This window comes from Streptomyces sp. NBC_01241, assembly GCF_041435435.1.
In the GTDB taxonomy this organism is placed as follows: Bacteria; Actinomycetota; Actinomycetes; order Streptomycetales; family Streptomycetaceae; genus Streptomyces.
The window spans coordinates 1,095,665-1,121,157 of sequence record NZ_CP108494.1 but is presented as its reverse complement, the minus strand read 5'-3'; the positions used below and the strand labels follow the sequence as shown (position 1 = coordinate 1,121,157).

The window sequence follows — 25,493 nt, the reverse complement described above, 5'->3', positions numbered from 1 at the left end:
CGTGCTGTCCGGTGCCCGGCGCACGCTGCTGCGCCACCGGCCCGCCCTCCTGCTGGAGATCGAGGACCGGCACCTCGAGAAGTACGACATGAAGGCGGCCCACCTCGTCGGCCGGCTCGCCGCGCTCGACTACGTTATGTACCGCTGGCAAAACCGGAGTTGGGTACGTGTGGCCGACGTGACCGACGACTGCCGCAACTACCTCTTCACGGCTCGCTCGACCCCATCCAGCTGAAGGATCCAACACATTCATGGGCTCCACCCTTGTCATCACCAACGATTTCCCGCCGCGTCAGGGAGGCATCGAGACCTTCGTGCACGCGATGGCGACGCGGATACCGGACGACGACGTGGTGGTCTACACGTCGCGCGAGCCGGGTGACGCCGCCTACGACGCGGCGCTCCCGTTTCCTGTCGTACGTGACACCAGCGGCATGCTGCTGCCGACCGGGCGGGTCACGCGCAGGGCGATCGAGATAGCCAGAGCCCATGACTGCGACCGGGTCTGGTTCGGGGCCGCCGCGCCGCTCGCCCTGATGGCGCCGACGCTGCGCCGCAGCGGCATACGGCGCATGGTGGCGACCACCCACGGCCATGAGATCTGGTGGGCCAGGACACCCGGTGCACGCCGTTTGATGCGCCGCATCGGTGAGGGCGTGGATGTCGTCACGTATCTCGGCCAGTACACGCGGGCCCGGATCGAGTCGTCCCTCGGTCCGCGTGCGCGGATGAGCCGCCTGGTGCCGGGGGTCGACGCGGAGGTGTACCGGCCCGACGCGGACGCCGGGTCCGCGCTGCGGGCCGAGCTCGGCCTGCAGGGCAAGCGGGTCATCCTGTGTGTGGCCCGGCTGGTCCCGCGCAAGGGCCAGGACATGCTGATCCGGGCTCTGCCGCTGATCCGCCGGGAGGTGCCCGACGCGGTGCTCGTCGTGGTCGGACGCGGCCCGGACGAGGCACGGCTGCGCAAGCTGGCGCTGCGCCACGGCGAGGGGGCGGTCCGCTTCGTGGGCGGGAAGTCGCACACCGAGACGCCGGCGTACTACGCGGCGGCGGACGTCTTCGCGATGCCGTGCCGCACCCGGAAGGCGGGACTGGAGGCGGAGGGGCTGGGGATCGTGTTCCTGGAGGCGGCGGCGAGCGGTCTGCCGGTGGTCGTCGGCGACTCGGGCGGTGCTCCGGACACGGTGCTCGACGGCCGGACCGGCCGCGTCGTCGACGGCACCGACACCACAGCGGTCGCCGGTGCGCTGACCCGGATACTCCTCGACGCCGGCCTGGCCGCCGAGATGGGAGCTGCGGGCCGCGACTGGGCGCGGGAATCCTGGTCCTGGGACGCCTCGGCCCGTCATCTGACGCAACTGCTGAACCCCGAGAGCATCCCGGCGGTCACGCCGGGGCAGGAGTAGGCCCGGCGAACGGCGCCGGCCCCGCGTACTGCAACGCTCTTCGAGGGAGCCCGGGCTGCGTCTCGACGACGGCGCCCGCGAGCCGGACGGCCGGATGCCGGGGCAGGGGTCGGGCCGGCAGCGGGGCGTCGAGCCGCTGCCGAGTGAGCAGTACGGTCCTCGGCCTGCGGGGTCCGGCGCCGGGATCGTGCCGTTCCCGGGAGATGGGGCCCGCCGGCGCCCGAGCGCGGGCCCGTGCGCGCCGGGGACGGAGGTGCCGGGGGCAGGAAGCCGGAAGTCAGGAGCGCGATCCGCGGGCTTGATCGCCGCGGGCTGCGTCCTCCCCCTTACTTCTCCTCCTTCTCCTTCTCCTTCTTTTCCTTGATCCGCACCGCTTCCTTCCGGACCTCGGCCTGGGTAGTGCGCTCCTGCTGCAGCCAGTCGGGGTTGTCCGTCTTCAGCGCTTCGATCTGCTCCGTGGTGAGGGCCTCCGTGATTCCGCCACGGGCGAGACCCGAGATGGAGACGCCCAGCTTCGCCGCGACCACCGGCCGGGGGTGCGGTCCGTTGTGTCGCAGTTCCCGCAGCCACTCGGGCGGATCGGACTGCAGTGCGTCCAGCTCGGTGCGCGAGACGACACCCTCCTGGAACTCGGCGGGGGTGGCCTCTAGGTACACACCCAGCTTCTTTGCCGCGGTCGCGGGCTTCATTGTCTGGGCGGTCTTGTGCGACGTCATGGTGCCAAGGGTATCGAGCATGTGCGCTACCTCTGACCAGGGCCGGTAACCTGGCGGAGTGACAAGCTCGGATGAAACCCCTTCGTTCCGGCTCGCCTATGTCCCGGGGGTGACACCCACCAAGTGGGTGCGGATCTGGAACGAGCGGCTGCCCGGCGTCCCCCTGACCCTCATCGGGGTGTCGGCCGCCGAGGCGTCCGACGTGCTGCGGGGCGGTGGCGCCGACGCGGGTCTCGTACGGCTGCCGATCGACCGAACGGGACTCAGCGCGATCCCCCTCTACACCGAGACGACGGTCGTGGTGGTCCCGAAGGACCATGCCGTCGCGGCGGTCGACGAGGTCCGTGCCGAGGATCTCGCCGATGACATCGTGCTGCACCCGCTCGACGACACCCTCGACTGGGAGCACCGGCCGGGACGGCCCGCGATCGAGCGGCCCGCCACGACGGCGGACGCCATCGAGCTGGTGGGGGCGGGGGTGGGCCTTCTCGTCGTCCCGCAGTCGCTCGCCCGCCTGCACCACCGCAAGGACCTCACGTACCGGCCGGTGTCGGACGCCCCCGAGTCGCGCGTCGCGCTGTCGTGGCTGGAGGACGAGACCACCGACCTGGTCGAGGACTTCATCGGGATCGTCCGGGGCCGGACCGTCAACAGTTCACGGGGTCGCCCCAAGTCCCCGGCACAACCGAAGGAATCGAAGGCCGCACGTTCCGGTACGGGCACCGCACAGCGCAAGCCCGGCACCGGGAAGGCCGTCGGGAAGACAGCGGGGAAGGCAGTCGGCAAAGCGTCCGGGAAGAGCCCGCGGAGCGGTTCCGGCGGTGCCGCCAAGGGTGGCGGCAAGCGTGGGAAGCCCCGCCGCCGGTCGTAGCCACCCGGCAACCCGCGTGGGCCCGTCAGGCCCGCCGGCGCCTGCGTCGCACGTTCGGTTCCGGGACGAGGCGCACGACCCCGTTGAGCAGATGGTCGATCAGGTCGTGCGAGGGCTTGTCCGTGAGGTTGGTGAGCAGCCGGGCCAGGGTGTCGAGCAGGAACGGCGATCCCATGACGTAACGGTTGAGGACCGGCTGGAAGCCGGACCGGCTGAAGACGAGGTCCGCGGCCGTGTTCCCCAGCCGGTAGTACCGCCCCCAGCGGCGGTTCATCTCGACGGGGTAGCCGTGCAGCGCCCGCTCCCGCCCGGGGCCGCGGGGGAGCGCGAGGGCGAGTGTGGCGGTCTCGGCCGCGACTTCACCGGCCTCCATGGCCTGGCCGATGCCCTCGCCGTTCCAGGGGCTGATCATGCCTCCGGAGTCGCCGACGAGGAGGAGCCCCCGGGTGTAGAGGGGGTGACGGTTGAAGCCCAGCGGAAGGGCCGCACTCCGGACGGGGCCCTCGGCGTTCTCCTCGCGCAGTCCCCATGCGTGCGGGGTACGGGCCAGCCACTCGTCCAACGTGGCGCGCAGGTCCGCCTTTCCGTGCCGTCGGTGCGGCAGCGCACCGAGACCGACGTTGACGCGGCCGTCGCCCATGGGGAAGATCCACCCGTATCCGGGCAGGAAGTGATCGCTGCCCGGGAAGCGGAGGTCGGCCCACAGCTCCAGGTACTCCTCCCGGGAGCGTTCCGGGCTGCGGTAGTAGCGGCGGGCGGCCGTCGCGATCTGCCTCTTGCGGTCCCGCTGCAGGCCCATGGCGAGGGCGAGGCGGGCGGAGGCGCCGTCGGCGGCGATGACGATCGGTGCGCGGAAGGTGAGCGGCTCCTTCGCTTCGGTCGTGGCGTCGACGCCGGTGATGCGACCGGCGCGGTCGGTCAGCGGATGGGTCACCTTCACGCCGCTGCGCAGCCGGGCTCCGGCGGCGACGGCGTGCCGGGCCAGGATGTCGTCGAAGTCGTGCCGGCTGCGTGAGAGGCCGAAGTCCGGGTATCGCCCGAGCGCGGGCCAGTCGATGTGCACCTGATGGTTCCCGGCCACCCAGCGCATCCCGCGCGAACGTGTCCATCCCGGAGCCTTGATGTCGACGCCCATCCGGATGAGCTGATGCACGGCCCGTGGAGTCAGGCCGTCCCCGCACACCTTCTCGCGGGGAAAGCGGGACTTCTCCAGGAGCAGGACGTCGATGCCCGCCCTGGCGAGGTGGAAGGCCGCGGTCGAACCCGCCGGCCCCGCCCCCACCACGATCACCTGGGCATCCTCGTCCGAGCCGGGGGCGGTCGGATCGTCCGACGGAGACCGGTCCGGCGTCGTTTCCCGCATGGGGAACCCCTTCCTGTTCCTGGGACGGGCGGTGCCGTTCCGAGGACGGCAGCCCTGTGCATCATCATCGATCAAGGAGGGCTGGTGCGGAACCCGGCCCGGATGTCCGGCATCGGGTCCGGACGTCTCGGCACCGCACTGATGCAACATCAACCAGGCGTGCGGTAACTTCCCGGGCCGCAGGTGGGGAGAGCACGGTGCCGCTGGGTCGCGGGGCGTGCTCAGTACGGCAGCGGGCGGCCGGACGGGGTCCGCAGATCGAGGGGCGGCGGCTGCGACGGCCGCTGCGGGCGTCGGACGATCCTGATGCGGCCCATTGCCACCACCCCCTGACGGTTATCCGTCATATGCCCGGTGGGCCGCCCCTTCATGCGGTTTCGGCGCGTCCAACCGGCCGACCGGCCAAGGTCGTTGCATGAACCGGCCCGCAGCATGTGGCGAACCACGGCAGGGTGCGGGAGCGTGATCGAGCGACCGAACATCACATGCCGTCATGGCCTTGTCAACGGACTGCGCAGGCTGCCAGGGGACTTGGCAAATCTGGTCAAGCCGCGGTGGTGGGATCGCACAACGATCCCGGATCGCGGAGGGGCCGCTTCAGGTCGGAGGCCGCCCGGGCCTGGCGGCGGCGGAGCGGAACTCAGTCCTGTTCGTCGCCCCCGTCGTCCCGACTGCCCCCGTTGCCCTCGTCGTTCCCGTTGTCCTGCGCCGGCTGGCCGGGCGCCGGTGCCTCGGGGCCGGTGGTCGCGGTGGAGCCGCTGTCCGGCGTGTCGGCCGAGCTGGAATCCGGCGAGAACAGGCTCATCCCCAGGTACACGGCCGCGAGGAAGGCGACCGTACCGGCGATGGCGCTCGCCACTCTGGGCCGACGTCTGATGGCCTCGCGGGCACTGGTGCGCCGGGGCGTGGGCGCGGCCCGCTCCGCCGCACGCCGTCTGTGCCCACCGGCCTGCGGCATGCGGTACGTCGTCGAGCCCTCGGCCTGCTGCGCGGCGGCGGGCGTCGGGGCCGCGCCGAACGCGGCGGCGGACGCCGGGGGACGGGGAACACCGGGCGCCATCGGAGGAGGGGCGGGGGCGTACATCGGCAGGGGTTCCGGCTGCCCCCGCCACGCGTCGCTCTGGAACCAGTCGGCGACCTGCTGGGCGGTGGGCCGGTCCTCGGGCTGCTTCGCCAGCAGCCCCAGCAGGTAGGAGTCGAAGGCCGGGGACAGGTCGACGCCGCGCTGCCCGAGCGGCACGGGCGCGGTATCGACATGCTGATAGAGCGTGGCTGTGGCCGTATCGGAGCGGAACGGCGGCTCGCCCAGCAGGAGTTGATAGATGACACAGCCGAGGGAGTACATGTCGGACGCCGCACCGGCCGTGCGGCCCAGGGCGCGTTCCGGGGCGAGATAGAGACTGGTGCCGACGATCTGTCCCGTGGTGGTCAGCGCGGCGGAGGGGTCGTCGACGAACTGGGCGATGCCGAAGTCGCCGATCTTGACGGAACCTTCGGCGTCCAGCATCAGGTTCCCGGGCTTGATGTCGCGGTGCACGACGCCCTGCCGATGGGCGGCGGCGAGCCCCGCGGCGGCCTGACCGGCGATCCGGGCGACCTGCTCGGCGCCGAGCCGCTCCTCGGCTGCGAGCAGATCGCCCAGGCTTCTGCCTTCGACGAGCTCCATCACGAGGAAGAAACGGTTCTCCCAGGAACCGAAGTCGAACACGGCCACCAGGTGAGGGTGGCTCAGGCGGGCCGCCGTCTGCGCCTCCAGGCGGAACCGGGCCGTCGACGACTCGTCCGCGTGGTCGCCCAGCAGCAGCTTCACGGCCACCGCCCGGCCGAGCACTTCGTCGGAGGCTCGCCACACCTCACCCATGCCGCCGCGGCCGATGGGGGACGTCAAGCGGTACCGACCAGCTACCAGCACCTGTGCACCAATCTCGAATTGTGGGCCGTTCGACTGCCACGGCTGCGCCCCGACGGGGGTCGGGGCGGGTAGGGGACGCGCGGCGTGATCAGGATATCGGGCCGCCGGACCTCGATGGCACGCCGCGTGGCCATCCCGCTGCTCTCAGGTGCTCCACAGGGCCCTTCCGCCCCGTACAAGATCCTTGGCAGCGAGGGACTTTCGCTGGGAACCAGCGTGCCGTTGCGGTTGAAAAGAGACGAAGAGTGCGGAATGTATGGTGAGTTCAGGGTATCCGGCAAACCGGCGCGGTGATCACTTCGGGCCCCCGGGGGCCGAGCGGCCCACCGATTCGACCAGCGGCAGCAGCCGGTGCGGCACCCGCTCGCGCAGCGCCACCTCGGTACGCGTCCTGACCACGCCGGGCAGCCGGATCAGCCGCTGGATCACATCCTCCAGATGTCCGTTGTCGCGGGCCACCACCCGGGCCAGCAGATCGCCGCCGCCCGTGGTCGAGAAGGCCTCGACGATCTCCGGCACCGCGGCGAGCGCCTCACCGACCTCGTCCAGATGCCCCTGGGTGACCGCCAGATGAACGAAGGCCAGCACCGGGTGACCCAGCGCGGCGGGGGACAGGACCGGTCCCGTGCCGGTGATCACACCGTCCCGCTCCAGCCGGTCGATCCGGGCCTGGAGGGTGCCCCGGGCGACGGAGAGGATGCGCGCGTACTCACGGACGCTGGTACGCGGTTGCTCGATGAGCAACCGCAGGATGCGGGTGTCGAGGGCGTCCACCGCCATGGTCCGTTGGTCACTTCCTGTTAGGCCGATCCGGGCTGCGACTGTACCAACGGCCCGTCGGCCGCCCGTTCGCACCGATCCGGCGCAGCCCGGCTCCCGTCCCATACCCGTCTCATACCCGTAGTCCTCCAGACCTACGAAAAAGGTTCACACTCCGGCGTGACGCGGACTACGGGGCCCCGTCCATAGCTTCGGTAGCCGAATCACCGCAAGCCGTCCGGTACGGAAGGAGCCCTCGCCATGGTCCGGATCGTGGCCGCAACGGCCGTGCCCGCAGAGCCCTTGGGAGAGCGTCATGCGTGACTTCGTCCGGCGGATCGAATCCGCCACTCCCGCCGACCGCGACCGTGCCGTCGACGCGCTGCGTGCCCTCGCCATCCTCGGCGTCGTTCTCGGCCACTGGATGGTGACCGCGCTGGTCGTCGACAGCGGCACCATGCGCGGTTCGAGCCCGTTGCACTACATGCCCCGATTCACCCCGGTTTCCTGGGCGTTCCAGACCCTCGCCGTCTTCTTCCTGGTCGGTGGACAGGTCGGTGCGAAGAGCTACGCCTGCGCCCGCGCCCGGGGCGAGAGCTACGGCCGGTGGCTCCGCACGCGGATGGCCCGGCTGCTGCGGCCGGTGGTCGTCGTGCTGCTCGTATGGACCGCGGCGGCGGGCATGATGCTCGCCTCGGGAGCGGACCAGGACACCGTGCGCGCGCTGTGCAAGCTCGTGTGGTCCCCGCTCTGGTTCCTGGCGGTCTTCGCGGTGCTGACCGCGGCGACCCCGCTCGTGGCGAGACTGCATCCGCTGTGGCCGTTCGCCGTCGTGCTGATCACCGACCTCTACCGGTTCGGCCTGGACGCCCCCGGCGGGTTCACCTCCGTCAACGTGCTGGCCGGCTGGCTGGTTCCGTACTGCCTGGGCGCGGCCTGGGCCCGGGGCGACCTGTGCGGCCGCAGGACCGGCTGGGTGCTGCTGATCGGCGGAACCGCCGCCACCGCCGGACTCGTCCTCCTGGCCGGCTACCCCGCGGCGATGGTCGGAGTCCCCGGCGTGAAGATCTCCAACCTCGACCCGCCGACGCTCGCCGTGGTCACCTTCGGCCTCGCCCAGTGCGGAGCGGCGCTGCTGCTGCTCGGCCCGCTGCGCCGGGCGCTGCGGCGCCCGGCCCTCTGGGCGGCGGTGGCGACGGTGAACCTCTCCGCGATGACGGTCTTCCTGTGGCACCAGACCGCGATGATCGCGGTCACCGCCACCGGCCTCCTGATGGGCGGGCCCCTGCAAGGTCTGCACACCGTCCCCGACGATCCCGGCTGGGTACTCGCCCGGCTTGCCTGGCTGCCCGCGTTCGCCGGGGCGCTGTTGATCTGCTGCGCGGCGTTCCGCGGTCACGAGCGGGGCCGGCCGCGGAGGAACAGCCTGGTCGTCCGCGAGCGCCGTCCCGCACGGGCAAAGGCGGCGCGGCATGTCTGAGGCCGACAGGCAACCGAGGGCCGGTCTAAGGTGCGGCTCATGAAACGGGGAGACGTGGTCAAGCGGTCGGCGCAGGTGCTGCGGGCGGTGCCCCGTACCCTGCGCACGGATCTCCTGACGTGGTCGGCCGACCCGAACGGGCAGCCGGGGCAGCCGCGTTGGCTGGACTGGCGGCCGGCGATCGCGGTGCCGCTGGGGATGGTCGCGGTGGGCATGCTCATCGCCCAAACCAACCAGTTCGCCTTCCGCTACGGGACGGGCATACAGCTCGGCGTCCTGTTCGCCGGGATCCAGTCGGCGGCGGTCGTCGCCGCGCTGTTCCGCCCGGTCCAGGCGTGGTGGGCCTTCTTGCTCGTCATGATCGTGGTGACCCCGTTCGCCGCGGCCTCCGCCCCCGGTCCGTTCGCCACAGTCCCCGTGCCCGGCGGTGTGACGTACCCGTGGGACGCGGCCGGGATCGCGCTGCAGACCGCGGTGCTGTTCCTGCTCGCCCTACGGGTCCGGCCCCGGATCGCGGTCGAGACCCTGACGATCACCCTGCTGGTCGGACTCGCCTGCGGAGCGAGCAGACGCTGGCCCGACCACGGCGACGTCCGTCTCGCCGTCGGGGTCCTCATCACCTCGGTGGTGGTCGGGGCCGCGCTCCGCGGTCTCGGAGTGGCCCGTACGCAGTTGGTCGTGCAGGAGGAACTCACCGCGGAGGAGCGCGCGCGGCGCACCCTTCTGGAGGAACGCAGCCGGATCGCCCGCGAACTGCATGATGTGGTCGCCCACCACATGTCGGTCATCTCCATCCAGGCCCAGGTCGTCCCACACCTGGTCGAGAACCCGTCCGACGAGCTGAAGGAGAACGTCGAGGGCATTCGCAGGAACGCGGTCGACGCGCTCACCGAACTGCGCCGGGTCCTCGGAGTGCTGCGTTCCGAGGACCCCACGCCGCAGGCCGCCCGGCACGCACCCCAGCCCACCCTCGACCGGCTGGACGAACTGATCGCCAATGCGCGCGGCGCCGGGCTCACCGTCACCACCGAGACCACCGGAGAGCCTCGCCCCCTGTCACCGGGCGTCGAGCTTTCGGCGTTCCGCATCGTGCAGGAGGCCCTCAGCAACGCCCTGCGTCATGCCCCGGGCGCGCACGCGCGGGTGGGGATCGACCACCACGCGTCGGGCGTCACGGTCCGGGTCACCAACACCTCGCCGGACCGGGCCGCCCCGCCCTCGGCGGGCGCGGGCCACGGCCTGCTCGGCATGCGCGAGCGCACCGCGATGCTGGGCGGCGAACTCGCCGCGGGAGCCACCCCCGACGGTGGCTACGAAGTGACCGCGATACTGCCCGCGCAGCCCCCTGCCCCGTACTGATGGCCACCCGCCCGGCCGAGGAGGCATCGAGTCGCGCGGCCACGCGACGGCCACATGCGTACATGCCGGGGTGTTACGGGCGGGGTTCGGTCCCGTTCCGGTCCGTTGGCCTATCCGTGGCGCAGGCAATCGCCTGAAATCTGTGCCAATGGCCCATTGATCTCCTGTCGGGTTGAGCCACAGGTCGCAGAGATGTTGTGATGGACCCGTCGATGGCGCTGCGGATCCCCGCGGCGCCTTTTTCATGCCGGTGCGCAGGACCGGTGTGCAGAAGCGGGAGCATGCGGTGCTGAAGAGGATGTTCGTTTCCCCGGACCCGGGCCGGCTGCGGCTGCGCAGCGGTGTCCGGGCCGTCCTCGGCATCGGCTCGGCCGTCGCGCTGTGCGGCCTGGCCGGTCACTCGCTCGTCGCGGCGATCACCGGCGGTCTCGCCGCGCTGCTGGCCCTGTTCACGGTGCTGGACACCACGGTGCGCGCCCAGGCGATCACCACCGCCCTGCTGCCGGCCGCCGGTTTCCCCGTGCTCGCTCTCGCCGCCGCGCTGCACGACCACCCCTTGGCGCGGGACACGGCGTTCCTCGCGGTCATGGGCCTGGGCGTGTACGCCAGGCGATGGGGGCCGCGCGGCCACTCGCTGGGCGTCTTCGCGTTCATGGCCTTCTTCACCACGCAGTTCCTCCACACGCTGCCCGGCCAGTTGCCCGAGCTGTACTCCGCGGTCGCCCTCTCCCTGCTCGCCTCGTCGACGGTCCGTTTCGGGCTGTGGTGCTACGAGCGACGGCTGCCCGCCGCCGCCCCCGTACCCGCCCCGGTGACCGGTAAGGGGCTGGCGCGCGCGACCACACGCCAGGCGATTCAGGCGACCACCGGGGGAGCCCTGGCACTCGTGGCGGGACTGCTCCTGTCCGAGCAGCGCTGGTACTGGGCCGTGGGTGCCACCTGGTGGGTCTTCGTGAACACCGCCTCGCGCGGCGAGACGCTGGTACGCGGCTTCCGCAGGATCCTGGGAACACTGATCGGCATCCCCATCGGCCTGGCCGTCGTCGTTCCGCTGCACGGTGCGGCTGTGCCCAGTGCGGTCCTCGTCGCGGTCGGCGTCTTCGGGATCTTCTACACCGCCTCGGTCTCCTACACCTGGATGGTGTTCTCGGTGACGGTGATGGCAGGGGCGCTCTACGGACTCCTCGGCGTGCTGGACCCGGCCCTGCTCGTGCTGCGGCTCACCGAGACCGCGGCCGGAGCGCTCGGCGCGATGCTCGCGGTGCTCCTCGTGCTGCCGGTCACCACGCACGCCACGACCGACGCGTGGATCCAGCGGGCCCTGCGCTGCGTACACACCTGTACAGCCGAGGCCGCGGCGCGGCTCTCGGGCTCGCCGACCGCCGATCCCGCGCCCCGGATCGCCGAGTTGGAGGCGCTCCTCGGACGGGTACGGCTGTCCCTGGCCCCGCTGGTGCACCCGCTGAGTCCGCTGCGCGCCCGCAAGGCCCGCGCCCGGCAGGTACTCGCCCTGCTGGACACCTGCGCCCGGGAGGTGCGCGGACTGGCCTCCGTCGCCGCGGACCCGGAAGCATCCCACGACGCCCGCCTCGCCGCCGCCTGCTGGCGCGTCGAGGCCGCCGTGGAGGCACTGACGGCCCCGGACCTGCCGCACCGGGCGAGCTCGCCGGGCGTCCCGGAACACCGGGCCGTCGCGGAACCCGCGCTCGCCCATCTGCACGGCCTGGAGCGGGCCCTCGCCGAACTCGCCACCCCGCTGCGCAGCGATCCGCGCGCCCCGCTGATCAGTGCGTGAGGCCGCCCCGAGGACCCCGTCGGCGGTCGAGACCATGGTCTAGACCTTGAAGGGCCGACTGCTACCGTCGCCCCCGGAAGATCACGACGGCGAGAACGGCCGTGGTCACTCGGCGAAGAGGGGCAGTGCGATGACAAGCAGTGCGGTGGGCAGCGCAAACGGCGCGGGGCGGGCATTCATCGGGTCGTTCACGTCGGCGGGCGGGCGGGGAATCACCGTCGCCGCGGTGGACCGGGAGACCGGGGCGCTGACGGTCCTCGGCGCGACGGACACCGTCCCCGATCCCTCGTATCTCGTCCTGGGGCACGGACCGGGGCCGGGCGGCAGGGTGCTCTACACGGTCAGTGAGACCGAACACGGCGCGGCCGCCGCACTCGACATCACCGGCGATGTGCCGCAGCCGATCGGCGAGATCCGACCGGTCGAAGGCAGCGGTCCGACCCACCTCGCGCTCGCGGGCGGGCATCTGCTCACCGCCAACTACGGCTCCGGCAGCGTCAGCGTCCTGTCCGTGCGGGCCGACGGCTCCCTGGGCGATGCCACCAGCGTGCTCCGGCACGAGGGCAGTGGTCCGAACCCCGGCCGCCAGCAGGCCCCGCACGCCCACCAGGTGCTGCCGGACCCCTCCGGGAACTGGGTGCTCAGCGTGGACCTCGGCACCGACTCCGTACGGATCTGCGCACTCGACCCGGCCAATGGGGTGCTGCGGACGCACGGCGAGACGGCCCTGCGGCCGGGCACCGGCCCACGCCATCTGGCGTTCCACCCCGCGGGCGGCCATGCCTACGTCCTGAGCGAACTCGAACCGACCGTCACCGCGTGCAGGTGGGACGCCACCACGGGAGTCCTCGAACCGGTCGGTGAGACCTCCGTGCTGCCCGAGGAGCCGACCGGCGGTACGGCCCCGGTGACGTACCCGTCGGAGGTGGTCGTCTCGCACGACGGACGGTTCCTCTGGACCGCCAACCGGGGGCACGACAGCATCTCCGTCCTCGCGCTCGACGCGACGGGCGAGCAAGCGACCCTGGTCACGACCGTGGGCTGCGGCGGGCACTGGCCGCGCGACCTCGCGCTCGACCCCACCGGCCGATGGCTGTACGCGGCCAACGAGCGGTCCGGGAACGTCAGCTGGTTCGCCGTCGACCCGGCGACCGGCGTTCCGCACCACGCGGGCGCGCTGGAGGCCCCGGCCGCGTCCTGCGTGATCTTCGCCTGAGATCACGAGACCACCGCGCCACGCACTGCGCGATCGCCGGACGGGTCAGGAGATTCAAGCCCGTCCGGCGATCGAGGGCACACGCGCCACCAGGGCCCGCAAGCCCGGCACGATCGGGACGAAGGGCCCCGGGCACACCGGCACCGGGTCAGTGCGCCTGCGCACCCTGCGGCGTGGCCGGCGCGATGCCGAGCGCCGTCGTGTACATCGACAGCACGAGCTTGCCGATCGCCGGATACGCGCCGAGCGGCTCGGCCGTCGCGCAACCCACCTCCTTCGAGGCGGCGTCCAGCAGGCCCTCGGGCACCTCGGGGCCGACGAGGTACGGAGCGAGCGCGAGCTGCGCCGAGCCGGAACCCGTCAACTGCTCGGCGATCGACGCGACGGAACCCTCCACGTCGAGTGCGGCGGCCATCACCGGTACGGCGAGCCGGGCGGCGAGCAGCATGCCGGTGATCCCGGCGGCCTGCACGGCCTCCTCGCCACCCACGGTGGCCAGCACGATGCCATCCGCGGCCGTCGCCACGGTGAAGAGCCTGGCACGGTCGGCGCGGGCGAGACCGGCCTCGGAGAGCCGTACGTGCAGTGCCTCGGCGAGCAGCGGGTGCGGGCCGAGCACATCGGTCAGCTCGACCTGCGTACCGCTGTCCATCACGGCCTGCCGTATGCGCCGGATCAGAGCGCTGTCCGGCCCCGCGAGCAGCGGCACCACGACGGCGGACGGCCCCTCGGGCTCGGTGACCTCGCGGCCGACGGCCAGCGCCTGCTCGTAGCGCGCGACGCGCTCGGCGGCGCTGTGGGTGAGTACGGACGACAGCGTCGGGTACTCGGCATCGTCGCCGTCGAGGTAGCCGACCCGGGCATTGAGGCCGGGCAGCTCGGAACGGGCGATGCTGATCACCTCTTCGGCCAGACTCCGCGTGGCCGAAGAGGGGGTACCGGGAACGGCGAGAACGAGCGCGGCAGCGCCCTCGGGTGCGACCACGGGCTCCGGGCGGCGGTGCCGTCCGGACTGGCGAGGTCGCGGCATTCGTACAGGCAGGCCGGAAGCGGGCCCAGTGGGGGTGCTCATGGCGCCGCATGCTACTGGTTTTGGGTACCCCTCCGTTCGGGGAGGGGGCGGTCGGGCGTCATCTGTCCGCTTTTATCCGATGAGGGGCTTACCGGTCGACTTTCCTGCTCTGTCGGTACCTATCCGGGCGCCTGTCCCGGCTCCTTCCCGGGCCCTTCACCGGGTACGTGAAGCAGCGTCGGGTGGCGGGGCAGCCGCAGATCGCCGGTGGCCAACGCCTGGGCGATGGACAGCGCCCCGGCCAGGGGATCACCCGAACCGGGGACCGGCCGTGCCCGCGGGACCTGCCGGGACAGTTCCTCGCGCAGCGGTACGAGCAGCGGATCGCCCATCCGGAACAGGCCGCCCGTCAGGGCCACTTCGCATGGTTCGTCGTCGGCCCCGGTCTTGGGGCACACCGCCGCGGCCGCCGCTGCGATATGTCCGGCGGCTTCGCGCAGAATGCCTGCGGCGACCGGATCGTGTCCGGCACACGCGGCCACTTCGGGCGCGAACGAGGCCAGTACGGCAGCCCGGTCGGTACGCGGATAGAGCAGCCCCGGCAGCTCCGGCGCCGGCCCGAACACGGCCTCCAGCCGGGCCAGCAGCGGGGCGGACCCACCGCGCCGCCCGTCATGGGCGCGCATGGCCGCATCGAGACCGGCCCGCCCGATCCAGGCGCCGCCACCGCTGTCACCCAGCAGATGCCCCCAGCCATCGGCCCGGCGCCAGCTCGTCAGATCCGTACCCAGCGCGATCATGCCCGTGCCGCCCGCGACGACCGCCCCCGGAAGCTGCCCGACCGCACCCGCGTACGCGGTCACGGCATCGGCGGCGAGAGCCAGCCGGCGCACGCCGAGCGCCTGCTCCAGGGCCGAGGGCAGCTCGGCGCGCAACTGCCCGCCGAGCGTCGCCATACCGGCGGCGCCGATCGCCACGGCGGTGATCGTGGAGCCTTCACCGCTGCCACTATTGCTGCCGTGCCGATGCAGCAGCAGGCGGGCGGCGGGCAGCAGTTGTTCCAGCAGATGGCCCGCGTCGATGCCCGCGGGTCCGGTGCGTACCGGCTCGGCGCAGACGGTCGTACCCACCGCAGCGGACCTGTCGAGGGCGCCCAGCGCCACCCGCAGACCGGAACCGCCCGAGTCCACGGCGAGCACGAACGGCCCCGACGCACCCGCCTCCGCACCCGGACGCACACCGGCATCGCTGCATTCCGGCGAATGCCTGCGTGAGCTCATGAACCGGCTCCAGGGAGAAGAGGAATGACGGCGGCAGCCTAACCGAGGGTATGGATGACCTGCGGGACCGCCCGTCGGAGGCGGGGCGTGTACGCCGGTAGAGTGAGGTTTTGTGGCACCACGACCGTTGAACGAAGTAGTCGAGTCCGGCTGGGCCGAGGCGCTTGCCCCGGTGGCCGGACGCATCGCCGCGATGGGCGATTTCCTGCGTGCGGAGGTCGCGGCCGGCCGCACCTACCTTCCCGCCGGGGCGAACGTCCTGCGCGCGTTCCAGCAACCCTTCGACGACGTACGCGTCCTGATCGTCGGTCAGGACCCGTACCCGACACCCGGGATGGCGGTGGGCCTGAGCTTCTCGGTGGCCCCCGATGTGCGTCAGCTGCCCGGCAGCCTGGAGAACATCTTCCGCGAACTGCACACGGACCTGGGGCTTTCGCGGCCGTCCAACGGCGATCTGACACCGTGGACGCGCCAGGGTGTGCTGCTGCTGAACAAGGCGCTCACGACGGCACCCCGCAAACCGGGCGCGCACCGCGGCAAGGGCTGGGAGGAAGTGACCGAGCAGGCCATCCGGGCGCTGGCCGCGCGCGGCAAGCCCCTGGTGTCCGTGCTGTGGGGGCGCGACGCCCGTAATCTGCGTCCCTTCCTCGACGACTTCCCGGCGATCGAGTCCGCGCACCCCTCGCCCATGTCGGCGGACCGCGGTTTCTTCGGTTCGCGCCCCTTCAGCCGTACCAATGAACTCCTGCTCCGCCAGGGCGCCCAGCCGGTGGACTGGCAGTTGCCGTAGCAGCCACACCCGTGCTGCTGCAACGGCGGCGGCGGCCGGCCCGCCGCCGACTGCCCGGCCGGGCCTGCCACGTGGATCAACCGCCGGTGGTCACGAACCGATGACCGCCGCGCGGACACAGAGGACGTCCGGCAGATGCGCGGCGAGCTGCTGCCAGCTGTCGCCGTCGTCCGCGCTCGCGTACACCTCGCCGTTGCGATTGCCGAAGTAGATGCCCGCCGGGTCGGCGTCGTCCGTACGGAGCGCGTCGCGCAGCACCGTGCCGTAATGCGTTTTTTCGGGCAGGCCTGCCGAGAGCGGCACCCAGGTACGGCCCGCGTCCTCGGTGCGGAACACCCGGCAGCGGTGTCCGGCCGGGACGCGGTCGGCGTCGGCGTTGATCGGGAAGATGTACGCCGTGTCCGCGCGGTGCGGATGCGCTGCTACGGCGAAACCGAAATCGGAGGGGAGGTCCCGGCCGATGTCCGTCCAGTTGTCCCCGGAGTCGTCGCTCCGGAAGACTCCCCAGTGGTTCTGGAGATAGAGCCGGTCGAGATCGACCGCGTCCCTGGCCACCTTGTGGACGCACTGGCCGAACTCCGGGTTCGGGTCGGGGAGGAACACCGCCGACACGCCCTTGTTCGCCGGGGCCCAGCTGGCACCGCCGTCCTTGGTGCGGAACACCCCGGCCGTGGAGACCGCGACCGTCACCTCCCGGGCATCCCTCGGGTCCGTGAGGATGGTGTGCAGTCCCTCTCCGCCGCCGCCCGGCACCCACTTCGAACGCGTCGGATGCTCCCACAACGGGCGGACCAGCTCGAAGGACTCCCCGCCGTCCTCGGAACGGAACAGCGCCGCCGGCTCCGTCCCCGCGTACACGACATCGGGCGCCTCGGGGCCCGCCGGGTGCAGCTGCCAGACCCGCTCCAGCGACGCCCCGGTGAACTCCGGGAACTTCACGGCCGGTTGCCTCGGTTCGACCCACGTGGCGCCCAGGTCGTCGGAGTGGAAGACCGACGGGCCCCAGTGGGCGCTGTCCCCGCCGACCAGCAGGCGGGGAACCTCCCTGCGGGTGTCGATGGCGATCGAATAGATCGCCTGGGCATTGAAATGCGGGTCGTCGAACTCCCACGTGCCGCCGCGCCTGCGGCCGATGAAGAGTCCCTTGCGGGTGCCCACGGTGAGCAGTACGTCGGTCATGGCCGAACCTCCCGAAACGCCTGTGTGCCGGATACGCGCCAGTCTGCACCCCACCACTGACAGAGGCCCGCAGGGCGGCCCCGGACACCCGGACCCTGTTGCTTCCACGGTCGGCGACGGTACGGTGCAGCACATGTGGAAAGCGCTTGCCGAGCGCTTTCGCGGAGCGACCCGGGAGCAGCTGTGCCGACCTTCGAAGGGCTGCCCGGCGCCGTCGCCGTGTCCCACCTGCGGGTCTACGACTGGCCCGCAGAGGACGGCCTGCGCGGCGGGACACCCCATCTCCACCTCACCTGCTCCGAGGGGTATGTGGTGGTCGGGGGTTCGGGCTCGGTGCAGACCCTCACCACGTCCGGGTTCCGGCAGACGCCACTGACCCCCGGGGCGCTGGTCTGGTTCACGCCGGGCACGATCCACCGTCTCGTCAACGAGGACGGGCTGCGCATCGTCGTCCTCATGGAGAACAGCGGACTGCCCGAGGCCGGTGACGCCGTCCTCACTCTGCCGCCCCGCCACCTGGCGGACCCCGTGACCTACCGGGCGGCGGTCGCCCTTCCCGCCGACGGTTGCGAAGCGGAACAGGAACGGGCCGCCCGCGCCCGCCGGGACCTCGCCGTCGAAGGTTTCCTCGCGCTGCGCCGAGCCACCGAGGCGGGCGACCCCGGACCGCTCGCCGCCTTCCACCGGGCCGCCGCCGCACTCGTACGCCCGAGGGCCGGGGACTGGCGGGAGCGCTGGCGGAACGGGGCCGCTGCCGCGTCCGAGGTGACCGGTGGTCAGCTCGACGCCCTGGCCCGTGGTGACGGCGGATACCTCGCCGATGCCCGCGTACATGCCGAACAGCCCTCCGCACACGGGAGGTTCGGCATGTGCGGGCGCCTGGACGTCTACCGCGGCTGACCGGCTCCGGCGCCGTCACCACCGGCGGAGCGGCTCAGGATCCGGGTCGTGCTGCCGTCGTCCTCCACCGCGTCCCGGACGTGCCGGAAGCCGATCCGGCCCAGCAGCGCCAGCGAGGCGGCGTTCTCGGCGGCTACCGTCGCGTGCACTCCGGTGAGCCCGAGGGCGCCGAACCCGTACGAGGTCAGCGCCTTCGCGACCTCGGTGCCGAACCCCTGCCCCCAGGCGGCCGGCGCCAGGGCGTAGACGATCTCGTGACCGTCCACATCCGGGGACGGGGAGGGCTTGATCTCCGCGTGGCCGACCAGACGGCCGCCGTGGCGCACGGCCCATACGTCGAAGAGTTCCTGGGCGTACACCTTGCTGAAGATCCGCCTGAACAGGGCACGGTCCTCGGCCTCGGTCTGCGGCCCGTCACCGATCCACCGGGACACCCGGGTGTCCTGGAAGAGCGCCACGAAGCCTTCCTCGTCCGCGGGTGTGTACGGCTCCAGGAGCAGCCGCCCGGTGTGCAGGCTGGGAGTGGTCGTCATGACCGGGGACGGTACGCGGGCCGCGGCCCGGCCCACAACGGAAATACCTGCAGGCCGGGCCGGGTGGGCGGGGTCAGCGGGCGGGGGCGGCGGTGCTGCTGCGGACCACCAGCGTGGTGGCCAGGTCGACCCGGGTGGTCGCGGGCCGCTCGCCCCGGGCGAGGCCGAGGACCAGACGGGTGGCGGTCTCGGCCATCTCGATGAGCGGCTGGCGCACCGTGGTGAGCGGCGGCCCGATCCACCGGGTGAGGGGCAGATCGTCGAAGCCGACGACGCTCAGGTCCTCCGGGATGCGCAGCCCCAGTTCGCGGGCGGCCTCGTAGACGCCGAGGGCCTGGAGATCGTCGCCCGCGAACAGGGCGGTGGGCGGATCGGGCAGCCGCAGCAGTTCGAGGCCCGCCGCGTAGCCTGTCTCGTGGCGGAACTCGCCTTCCCGGATCAGTTCCGGATCGATGGGCAGTCCCGCCGTCTCCAGCGCCGCCCGGTAGCCGTCGACGCGGGCGCGGCTGCACATCATGCGGGACGGGCCGCTGATGACGCCGATCCGGCGGTGTCCGAGCCCGGTCAGGTGGCGGGTGGCGGCCAGACCACCCTGCCAGTTGGTGGTCCCGACCGACGGTACGTCGTCACCCGGGTCGCCCGCCGGGTCGACCACGGCGTACGGGATGTTGCGGCTGCTCAGCTGGGCGCGCTGGGCGGCCGTCAGGTCCGAGAGCACCAGGATCACCCCGACCGGCCGGCGGGCCAGCACGCCGTCCACCCAGGTCTGCCCGGGGGTCGGACGGCCGGCGCTCTCGGAGAGCACCAGGCTCAGCCCCTCCTCCCGGGCGACGTTCTCGACGCCTCGGACGACCTCCATGGCCCAGGAGCTGTCCAGCTCGTGGAAGACGAGGTCGATGAGCTGGGACCGGGCCGTGGAGCCACGCCTGCGCCGGTAGCCGTGGCGCAGCAGCAACTCCTCCACCTTGGTGCGGGTACCCGGGGCGACGTCGGCGCGTCCGTTCAGCACCTTCGAAACTGTCGGAGCCGACACTCCGGCGGCCCGGGCGATTTCCGCCAGCGTGGCGTTGCCTTCCGACGGCTCGCCGATCGGCGTCTTCTCCTGTTGGGGATGGACATGTGCGGGGCTCATGCGGGAATCGTAGCCTCCCGCCGCCGCGACCGGGCGGGCCACTCCTCCTGCGCGAATACCTCGCCACACCCCTTGACGCCCCCGAAACGCGACCGTACGGTTCCGGCAACATTCGAGGCATTCTTCGAAACATTCGACAGAGGTGCGGTCATGCGGTCGGGCATATTCACTCACGGGACGCGAGCAGCGAGATGGACCGCCGCAGGTGCGGCCATGGTCATGGCCGGGCTGCTGACCGGCTGCGGTTCCGGCGGTAACACCGGCAGCGGCGGCGGAACGATCACCGCCTATGTGTACGGCGACGACTCGGTCAAGATCCAACAGGCCGCCGTGAACGAGTTCAACAAGAGCTCCGAGGTCAAGGTCAAGCTGGTGTCGGTCCCCGGTACCGACTACGTGAACAAACTGCGCAGTTCGATGGGCTCGCCCAGCGCCCCGGACGTCTTCTTCAACTGGGGCGGCGGATCCATCAAGCCCTACGTCGACGCCAAGCAGCTGGTCGACCTCAGCGAGACGGTCGAGAACGACGCCACGCTGAAGGACGGGTTCCTGCCATCGATCATGACGGCGGGCGGCCTCGACGGGAAGATCTACGGGGTGCCGATGCGCGGCATGCAGCCCGTGATGCTCTTCTACAACAAGACCCTCTTCGCCGAGAACGGTGTGGCCGCCCCCAAGACCTGGGAGGACCTGCAGAAGGTCATCACCACCTTCAAGAGCAAGGGCATCACCCCCTTCGCGCTCGGCGGCTCCGACAAGTGGCCCGAGCTGATGTGGATGGAGTACCTGCTGGACCGGATCGGCGGCCCCGACGTCTTCCGGAAGATCCAGAACGGTGACACCTCCGGCTGGGGCGACCCGGCGGTGCTCAAGGCGGCACAGACCGTCAAGGAACTCGTGGACCAGGGAGCGTTCGGCAAGAACTTCAACTCGGTCGACTACGGCAACGGCGGCGCCCCCACCCTCCTCAACAAGGGCAAGGCCGCCATGCACCTGATGGGCTCGTGGGAGTACTCGACGCAGCTGGGCAAGGCGCCCGAGTTCGCCAAGAAGGACCTCGGCTGGACCGCCTTCCCGACGGTTGCCGCAGGTGCCGGTGACCCGGCGAACGTGGTGGGCAACCCCACCAACTACTGGTCCGTCAACGCCCGTACGAAGCACAAGGACGCCGCCATCGCGTTCCTGAAGACGATGGCGTCCGAGAAGTACGCCAAGTCCCTGGTGGACAACGGTGACATCCCCACCACCTCCAACGCCTCGTCGATGCTGAGCTCCTCGCCCAACCCGCGGTTCGCCGCCGACCAGTACCAGATGGTTCAGAAGGCCCCCAGCTTCACGCTCTCCTGGGACCAGGCGCTGGAGTCCCGGTACGCCACCCCCCTCCTCACCGAGATCAGCAAGCTGTTCGCCGGCCAGTCCACGCCCGAGCAGTTCGTCGCGGCGATGAAGGCCGTCAAGTAGAAATGTCGCACCACACTCCGCACCCGAAGACGCGCGGACGGGGGAAGGGGGCGGTCGCCGGCAACGCCGGCCCTCCGCCGGTCGGCTGGGCCGCCCCGGGCATCCTGTTCTTCGCCGTCTTCGCGATCGTCCCGCTGGCGATCGCCGTATACCTCTCCTTCTGCCAGTGGGACGGGCTCAACTCCCCGAGCCTGACCGGCGTGGGGAACTGGACGCGGCTGTTCAAGGACCCCGAGTTCCGCCAGGCCGCCTGGCTGAGCCTGCTGCTCACCACGATCAGCTGGGCCTTCCAGACCCCCGTGGCCCTGCTGCTCGGCGTCTGGGCGGCGGGCCGGCAGCGCAGCCGGACCGTCCTTTCCGCGGTCTTCTTCATCCCGCTGCTGCTCTCCACCACCGCGATCGCGATGCTCTTCCACGCGCTGCTGGACCCCAACTTCGGGGTGATCAAGGAGATCGGGCCCTGGTTCGGGATCGACCCGAACATCATGGGCTCGTCCACCGGGGCGCTGCTCACCGTGGCGTTCGTCGGCGGCTGGCAGTTCATGCCCTTCCACACCCTGATCTACCAGGGCGGAACGCGCCAGATCCCGGAGGTCCTCTACCAGGCGGCGGCCATCGACGGCGCGGGCATGGTGCGGCAGTTCTTCCACATCACGCTGCCGCAGCTGCGCAACACCGTGACGACCTCGTCGGTCCTGATGATCGTCGGCTCGCTGACCTACTTCGACACCGTACTGATCATGACCAAGGGCGGTCCCGGCACGGACACCACGGTCCTGCCGTATCTGATGTACCGGACCGGTTTCCAGACCTACGACCTGGGCTACGCCGCGGCCATCGCCACCGCCCTGGTCGTCGTGGCCACCGGCCTGTCGCTGATTCTCGTCCGCTTCAGCGGCTTCGGGACCATGCGCTCCACCCGGGAAGGTATGTGACGCCATGTCATACGACACCCGAGCCGCGGCGCCGCCGCCGAGGCGCCCCGTAGGCCGCACCCCACATCGCCCCGCAGGCGCCACCCGCCGCTGGAGACCGCGCGGCAACCCGCTGGCCGGACTGGGCTCGCTGGTCTGGCTGGTCATCGTGATCGTGCCGGTCTACACGCTGATCTCCTCGTCGCTGATGCACCAGGACGAGGCACTCAACGGCGATCCGCTGGCCTTCCCGACGCACCCGACGCTCGACAACTACAACACCGTGCTGCACAGCGGCTTCCTCTCGATGCTGGCCAACACCGCGATCGTCGCGGTGGCCACCGTGGCCATCGTGCTGGTGCTTTCCGTACCGGTGGCCTACGTGGCGGTACGCACCCGTGGCCGGCTCTCGTCGCTCGCGTTCCGGACGTTCCTGCTCGGCGTGGCGATCCCGGCGCAGGCGGTGATCGTGCCGCTCTATCTGCTGATCGGCAGAATGGGGCTCTACGACACCCTGCCCGCGATCATCCTGCCGACCGCGGCCTTCTCGATGCCCGTCGCGGTGCTGGTGCTCAGCGGGACCATGCGCGATGTGTCCGAGGAGATGTACGAGGCGATGGCGCTCGACGGCGCCACACCCGTGCGGATGCTGCTGCAACTGGCCGTCCCGATGTCCCGGGCGGGCATCAGCACGGTGGCGATCTACACGGCGATCCAGGCATGGAACGGATTCCTCTTCCCGCTGATCCTGACCCAGTCGGAGGAGAACCGGGTCCTGACCCTCGGCCTGTTCAACTTCATGACCCAGTTCGGAGTGAACATCCCCGCCACCTTGGCAGCGATCGTCCTCTCCGTGGTGCCCATCTTCGCCGTCTACCTCGTGGCACGGCGGGCGCTGATCAACGGCCTGATGGGGGTGGGCGGCAAGTAGCTCTCCCACGCCGCCCCGTACCACCGCATTCACGAGAGGAACCGCTGCCGCCATGGCAACCCAACCCGTCCCGCACGCCCGCAGGGCCGACCCCGATCCCGCGGTCGACGGCCCCTGGCGCGACCCTTCGCTCACCCCCGAGGAGCGAGTGGCCGACCTCGTGCCCCGGATGACCCTGGAGGAGAAGGCCACCCAGCTGTACGGAGTCTGGGTGGGCGCCGACGCCGACGGCGACGGAGTCGCGCCGCACCAGAACGACATGGACCCGGTCGACTGGGAGGACGTCACCGCCCACGGACTCGGCCAGCTGACCCGGCCGTTCGGCACCGCACCGGTCGACCCGGGCGTCGGCGCGGTTGCACTGGCCCGCGCCCAGCACCGGATCACCGAGTCCGGCCGGTTCGCCATCCCCGCCCTCGCCCACGAGGAGTGCCTGGCGGGCTTCACCGCGTGGGGCGCCACCGCCTATCCCGTGCCACTGTCGTGGGGCGCATCCTGGGACCCGGAGCTGGTGACCGAGATGGCCGGCCGGATCGGCCGCGACATGCGGTCCGTCGGAATCCACCAGGGCCTCGCCCCCGTCCTCGACGTGGTGCGCGATCTGCGCTGGGGACGCGTCGAGGAGACCATCGGCGAGGACCCGTACCTCGTCGCCACCATCGGCACCGCCTATGTCCGCGGCCTGGAGTCCGCCGGCATCGTCGCCACCCTCAAACACTTCGCCGGATACGCCGCCTCGGCGGGCGCCCGCAACCACGCGCCGGTCCGGGCCGGGGCGCGCGAGATGGCCGACATCGTCCTCCCGCCCTTCGAGATGGCACTGCGCGAAGGCGGCGCCCGCTCGGTGATGCACTCCTACGCGGAGATCGACGGACTGCCCGCGGCCGCCGACCCGGCCCTGCTCACCGGACTCCTCCGGGACACCTGGGGCTTCACCGGCACCGTCGTCGCCGACTACTTCGGCATCGGCTTCCTGGAGACCCTGCACAAGGTCGCCGCCGACCGCGCCGACGCGGCCCGCCTCGCACTGGGCGCCGGGGTCGACGTGGAACTGCCCACCGTCCACAGCTACGGCGAGGTGCTCGTGACCGCCGTACGGGACGGCGCCGTGGCCGAGGAACTGGTCGACCGGGCCCTGCACCGGGTGCTGCTCCAGAAGTGCGAGCTCGGACTGCTCGACCCGGACTGGACCCCGCTGCCCACCGTGCTCCACGGCACCGACCCCGAACAGGCCCGCGCGACGGTGGACCTCGACCCGCCGGAGAACCGGGCCCTGGCCCGGAAGCTGGCGGAAGAGGCGTGCGTGCTGCTCGCCAATCCCGCCGGTGCGCTGCCGCTGCGCGGCGACGGCCGGATCGCGGTCGTCGGCCCGCGCGCCGACGACGCGCTGGCCATGCTCGGCTGCTACTCCTTCCCCAGCCACGTCGGCGTCTCGCACCCCGAGGTGCCGATGGGCATCGGCATCCCGACCGTGCTCGAGTCGCTGCGCGCGGAGTTCCCCGCGGCGAAGCTGTCCTCGGCACGGGGCTGCGACGTGGACGGTACGGACACCTCCAACATCGCCACCGCCGCGGAGCTCGCCCGGGACGCGGACGTCTGCGTCGCCGTGCTCGGCGACCGGGCCGGACTTTTCGGCCGCGGCACCTCCGGCGAGGGGTGCGACGCCGCCGACCTGTCCCTGCCCGGCGTCCAGGGCGAACTGCTGGACGCGCTGCTGGCCACCGGAACCCCGGTGGTCCTGGTCCTGCTGACGGGGCGTCCGTACGCGCTGGGCCGCTGGGCAGGCCGGACGGCTGCGACCGTCCAGGCGTTCTTCCCCGGCGAGGAGGGCGGTCCGGCGCTGGCCGGTGTGCTGTCCGGCCGGGTCAACCCCTGCGGGCGGCTGCCCGTCGGCATCCCGCACGGCCCGGGCGGTCAGCCGTGGACGTACCTCCAGCCGCCGCTGGGCCTGGCGAACGAGGTCAGCAACCTGGACCCGACACCGCTGCACCCCTTCGGGCACGGGCTCTCGTACACCACTTTCGACTGGGAGTCCGGCGGGAGCGCACCGGCCGAGATCCGCACCGACGGATCCGCCGACATCGAGGTCACCGTACGCAACACCGGAGACCGCGAAGGGGTCGAGGTCGTGCAGCTCTACGTCCACGACCCGGTCGCCCAGACCACCCGCCCGCAGGCCCGGCTGATCGGCTATGCCCGGGTGGAACTCGCGGCCGGACAAGCCCGGAAGGTCACCTTCCGGTTCCATGCCGATCTGGTCTCCTTCACCGGCATCGGCGGTCGGCGGATCGTCGAACCCGGCGACCTGGAACTGCGGCTCGCCACATCGAGTGCCGTCCGCGACATCCGGCAGACGATGCGGCTGCGGCTCACCGGCCCCGAACGCACGGTCGACCACCGGCGCCGGCTGGTCTGTGAAACCACCATCGAGGAGGCGGCGCAGTTCCCGGCCGCGGCCGGAAACTGACCCACCGCCCTCGTCCT

Annotated in this window: 22 protein-coding genes; 13 read left to right on the top strand and 9 right to left on the bottom strand. The window is 71.6% G+C overall.

The window, feature by feature from the left end; all coding sequences use genetic code 11:
- Position 1 precedes the first annotated feature (1 nt).
- Both OG306_RS04510 and OG306_RS04505 read left to right on the top strand, forming a co-directional pair.
- The gene (locus OG306_RS04510; protein WP_266744742.1) at positions 2 to 235 is read left to right on the top strand and encodes a hypothetical protein; all 234 of its coding nucleotides are present in this window, start codon (positions 2 to 4) and stop codon (positions 233 to 235) included.
- Positions 236 to 251: 16 nt separating this feature from the next.
- Positions 252 to 1,406: a glycosyltransferase family 4 protein gene (locus tag OG306_RS04505; RefSeq protein ID WP_266744741.1), complete on the top strand. Its 1,155-nt coding sequence runs from the start codon at positions 252 to 254 to the stop codon at positions 1,404 to 1,406.
- A gap of 326 nt (positions 1,407 to 1,732) precedes the next feature.
- Here OG306_RS04505 and OG306_RS04500 read toward each other — a convergent pair whose 3' ends face one another.
- The gene (locus OG306_RS04500) at positions 1,733 to 2,122 is read right to left on the bottom strand and encodes a DUF5997 family protein (RefSeq protein ID WP_266744740.1); all 390 of its coding nucleotides are present in this window, start codon (positions 2,120 to 2,122) and stop codon (positions 1,733 to 1,735) included.
- 58 nt (positions 2,123 to 2,180) lie between these two features.
- Between OG306_RS04500 and OG306_RS04495 the strand changes: the two genes are divergently transcribed.
- Entirely contained in the window at positions 2,181 to 2,993 is an 813-nt protein-coding gene (locus OG306_RS04495) for a LysR family substrate-binding domain-containing protein (RefSeq protein ID WP_266744739.1), read from the top strand.
- Between the two features lie 25 nt (positions 2,994 to 3,018).
- Here the strand turns inward: OG306_RS04495 and OG306_RS04490 are convergent, their stop codons facing one another.
- From OG306_RS04490 to OG306_RS04480, 3 genes are all read right to left on the bottom strand, one after another.
- Complete coding sequence (locus OG306_RS04490; RefSeq protein ID WP_266744738.1) at positions 3,019 to 4,356, bottom strand: geranylgeranyl reductase family protein; 1,338 nt, start codon at positions 4,354 to 4,356, stop codon at positions 3,019 to 3,021.
- Between the two features lie 640 nt (positions 4,357 to 4,996).
- Positions 4,997 to 6,217 (bottom strand): serine/threonine-protein kinase, encoded by a 1,221-nt coding sequence (locus OG306_RS04485; protein ID WP_266752077.1) that lies wholly within the window; start codon positions 6,215 to 6,217, stop codon positions 4,997 to 4,999.
- 345 nt (positions 6,218 to 6,562) lie between these two features.
- Positions 6,563 to 7,048, bottom strand: coding sequence for an Lrp/AsnC family transcriptional regulator (locus OG306_RS04480; protein ID WP_266744737.1), 486 nt, complete (start codon positions 7,046 to 7,048; stop codon positions 6,563 to 6,565).
- Between the two features lie 295 nt (positions 7,049 to 7,343).
- Here OG306_RS04480 and OG306_RS04475 point away from each other — a divergent pair, with 295 nt between their 5' ends.
- The 4 genes from OG306_RS04475 (at position 7,344) to OG306_RS04460 (ending at position 12,877) form a co-directional block, all read left to right on the top strand.
- Positions 7,344 to 8,507 (top strand): acyltransferase family protein, encoded by a 1,164-nt coding sequence (locus OG306_RS04475; RefSeq protein WP_266744736.1) that lies wholly within the window; start codon positions 7,344 to 7,346, stop codon positions 8,505 to 8,507.
- 39 nt (positions 8,508 to 8,546) lie between these two features.
- Positions 8,547 to 9,866, top strand: coding sequence for a sensor histidine kinase (locus OG306_RS04470; RefSeq protein ID WP_266744735.1), 1,320 nt, complete (start codon positions 8,547 to 8,549; stop codon positions 9,864 to 9,866).
- 286 nt (positions 9,867 to 10,152) lie between these two features.
- Complete coding sequence (locus OG306_RS04465) at positions 10,153 to 11,661, top strand: FUSC family protein (RefSeq protein WP_266752076.1); 1,509 nt, start codon at positions 10,153 to 10,155, stop codon at positions 11,659 to 11,661.
- 130 nt (positions 11,662 to 11,791) lie between these two features.
- Positions 11,792 to 12,877, top strand: coding sequence for a lactonase family protein (locus OG306_RS04460; protein WP_327350005.1), 1,086 nt, complete (start codon positions 11,792 to 11,794; stop codon positions 12,875 to 12,877).
- 148 nt (positions 12,878 to 13,025) lie between these two features.
- On the opposite strand, the gene OG306_RS04455 is transcribed toward OG306_RS04460, so the two are convergent.
- Together OG306_RS04455 and OG306_RS04450 are read right to left on the bottom strand one after the other, a co-directional pair.
- Entirely contained in the window at positions 13,026 to 13,949 is a 924-nt protein-coding gene (locus OG306_RS04455) for a sirohydrochlorin chelatase (RefSeq protein WP_266744733.1), read from the bottom strand.
- A 119-nt stretch (positions 13,950 to 14,068) separates the two neighbouring features.
- Complete coding sequence (locus tag OG306_RS04450; RefSeq protein WP_266744732.1) at positions 14,069 to 15,169, bottom strand: N-acetylglucosamine kinase; 1,101 nt, start codon at positions 15,167 to 15,169, stop codon at positions 14,069 to 14,071.
- 112 nt (positions 15,170 to 15,281) lie between these two features.
- Here OG306_RS04450 and OG306_RS04445 point away from each other — a divergent pair, with 112 nt between their 5' ends.
- A complete protein-coding gene (locus tag OG306_RS04445; protein ID WP_266744731.1) occupies positions 15,282 to 15,959 on the top strand; it encodes a uracil-DNA glycosylase in 678 nt (225 codons plus the stop codon).
- Positions 15,960 to 16,049: 90 nt separating this feature from the next.
- On the opposite strand, the gene OG306_RS04440 is transcribed toward OG306_RS04445, so the two are convergent.
- Entirely contained in the window at positions 16,050 to 17,138 is a 1,089-nt protein-coding gene (locus tag OG306_RS04440) for a WD40/YVTN/BNR-like repeat-containing protein (RefSeq protein WP_266744730.1), read from the bottom strand.
- Between the two features lie 183 nt (positions 17,139 to 17,321).
- Between OG306_RS04440 and OG306_RS04435 the strand changes: the two genes are divergently transcribed.
- A complete protein-coding gene (locus OG306_RS04435; protein WP_266744729.1) occupies positions 17,322 to 18,038 on the top strand; it encodes a cupin domain-containing protein in 717 nt (238 codons plus the stop codon).
- Here OG306_RS04435 and OG306_RS04430 read toward each other — a convergent pair.
- Both OG306_RS04430 and OG306_RS04425 read right to left on the bottom strand, forming a co-directional pair.
- Entirely contained in the window at positions 18,026 to 18,571 is a 546-nt protein-coding gene (locus tag OG306_RS04430) for a GNAT family N-acetyltransferase (protein ID WP_266744728.1), read from the bottom strand. The two genes, OG306_RS04435 and OG306_RS04430, sit on opposite strands and share 13 nt — an antisense overlap.
- A gap of 73 nt (positions 18,572 to 18,644) precedes the next feature.
- Entirely contained in the window at positions 18,645 to 19,580 is a 936-nt protein-coding gene (locus OG306_RS04425; protein WP_371666216.1) for a substrate-binding domain-containing protein, read from the bottom strand.
- Between the two features lie 336 nt (positions 19,581 to 19,916).
- Here OG306_RS04425 and OG306_RS04420 point away from each other — a divergent pair, with 336 nt between their 5' ends.
- Genes OG306_RS04420 through OG306_RS04405 form a run of 4 tightly spaced genes read left to right on the top strand, consistent with a single transcriptional unit; the run spans position 19,917 to position 25,476 of the window.
- Positions 19,917 to 21,164 carry an extracellular solute-binding protein gene (locus OG306_RS04420; protein ID WP_266744726.1) on the top strand — a complete coding sequence of 416 codons (1,248 nt, stop codon included), beginning with the start codon at positions 19,917 to 19,919 and terminating at the stop codon, positions 21,162 to 21,164.
- A gap of 2 nt (positions 21,165 to 21,166) precedes the next feature.
- Positions 21,167 to 22,099: a carbohydrate ABC transporter permease gene (locus OG306_RS04415; RefSeq protein WP_266907321.1), complete on the top strand. Its 933-nt coding sequence runs from the start codon at positions 21,167 to 21,169 to the stop codon at positions 22,097 to 22,099.
- Positions 22,100 to 22,103: 4 nt separating this feature from the next.
- Entirely contained in the window at positions 22,104 to 23,009 is a 906-nt protein-coding gene (locus OG306_RS04410; protein WP_266744724.1) for a carbohydrate ABC transporter permease, read from the top strand.
- A gap of 52 nt (positions 23,010 to 23,061) precedes the next feature.
- Positions 23,062 to 25,476 (top strand): glycoside hydrolase family 3 N-terminal domain-containing protein, encoded by a 2,415-nt coding sequence (locus OG306_RS04405; RefSeq protein ID WP_266907323.1) that lies wholly within the window; start codon positions 23,062 to 23,064, stop codon positions 25,474 to 25,476.
- Positions 25,477 to 25,493 lie beyond the last annotated feature (17 nt).

Excerpts from the sequence above, each read along its gene's own strand:
- OG306_RS04505 (WP_266744741.1), top strand. The coding sequence starts at position 252 with ATGGGCTCCACCCTTGTCATCACCAACGATTTCCCGCCGCGTCAGGGA.
- OG306_RS04500 (WP_266744740.1), bottom strand. The coding sequence starts at position 2,122 with ATGACGTCGCACAAGACCGCCCAGACAATGAAGCCCGCGACCGCGGCA.
- OG306_RS04490 (WP_266744738.1), bottom strand. The coding sequence starts at position 4,356 with ATGCGGGAAACGACGCCGGACCGGTCTCCGTCGGACGATCCGACCGCC.
- OG306_RS04485 (WP_266752077.1), bottom strand. The coding sequence starts at position 6,217 with ATGGGTGAGGTGTGGCGAGCCTCCGACGAAGTGCTCGGCCGGGCGGTG.
- OG306_RS04480 (WP_266744737.1), bottom strand. The coding sequence starts at position 7,048 with ATGGCGGTGGACGCCCTCGACACCCGCATCCTGCGGTTGCTCATCGAG.
- OG306_RS04475 (WP_266744736.1), top strand. The coding sequence starts at position 7,344 with ATGCGTGACTTCGTCCGGCGGATCGAATCCGCCACTCCCGCCGACCGC.
- OG306_RS04470 (WP_266744735.1), top strand. The coding sequence starts at position 8,547 with ATGAAACGGGGAGACGTGGTCAAGCGGTCGGCGCAGGTGCTGCGGGCG.
- OG306_RS04460 (WP_327350005.1), top strand. The coding sequence starts at position 11,792 with ATGACAAGCAGTGCGGTGGGCAGCGCAAACGGCGCGGGGCGGGCATTC.
- OG306_RS04455 (WP_266744733.1), bottom strand. The coding sequence starts at position 13,949 with ATGAGCACCCCCACTGGGCCCGCTTCCGGCCTGCCTGTACGAATGCCG.
- OG306_RS04450 (WP_266744732.1), bottom strand. The coding sequence starts at position 15,169 with ATGAGCTCACGCAGGCATTCGCCGGAATGCAGCGATGCCGGTGTGCGT.
- OG306_RS04440 (WP_266744730.1), bottom strand. The coding sequence starts at position 17,138 with ATGACCGACGTACTGCTCACCGTGGGCACCCGCAAGGGACTCTTCATC.
- OG306_RS04430 (WP_266744728.1), bottom strand. The coding sequence starts at position 18,571 with ATGACGACCACTCCCAGCCTGCACACCGGGCGGCTGCTCCTGGAGCCG.
- OG306_RS04420 (WP_266744726.1), top strand. The coding sequence starts at position 19,917 with ATGGTCATGGCCGGGCTGCTGACCGGCTGCGGTTCCGGCGGTAACACC.
- OG306_RS04415 (WP_266907321.1), top strand. The coding sequence starts at position 21,167 with ATGTCGCACCACACTCCGCACCCGAAGACGCGCGGACGGGGGAAGGGG.
- OG306_RS04410 (WP_266744724.1), top strand. The coding sequence starts at position 22,104 with ATGTCATACGACACCCGAGCCGCGGCGCCGCCGCCGAGGCGCCCCGTA.
- OG306_RS04405 (WP_266907323.1), top strand. The coding sequence starts at position 23,062 with ATGGCAACCCAACCCGTCCCGCACGCCCGCAGGGCCGACCCCGATCCC.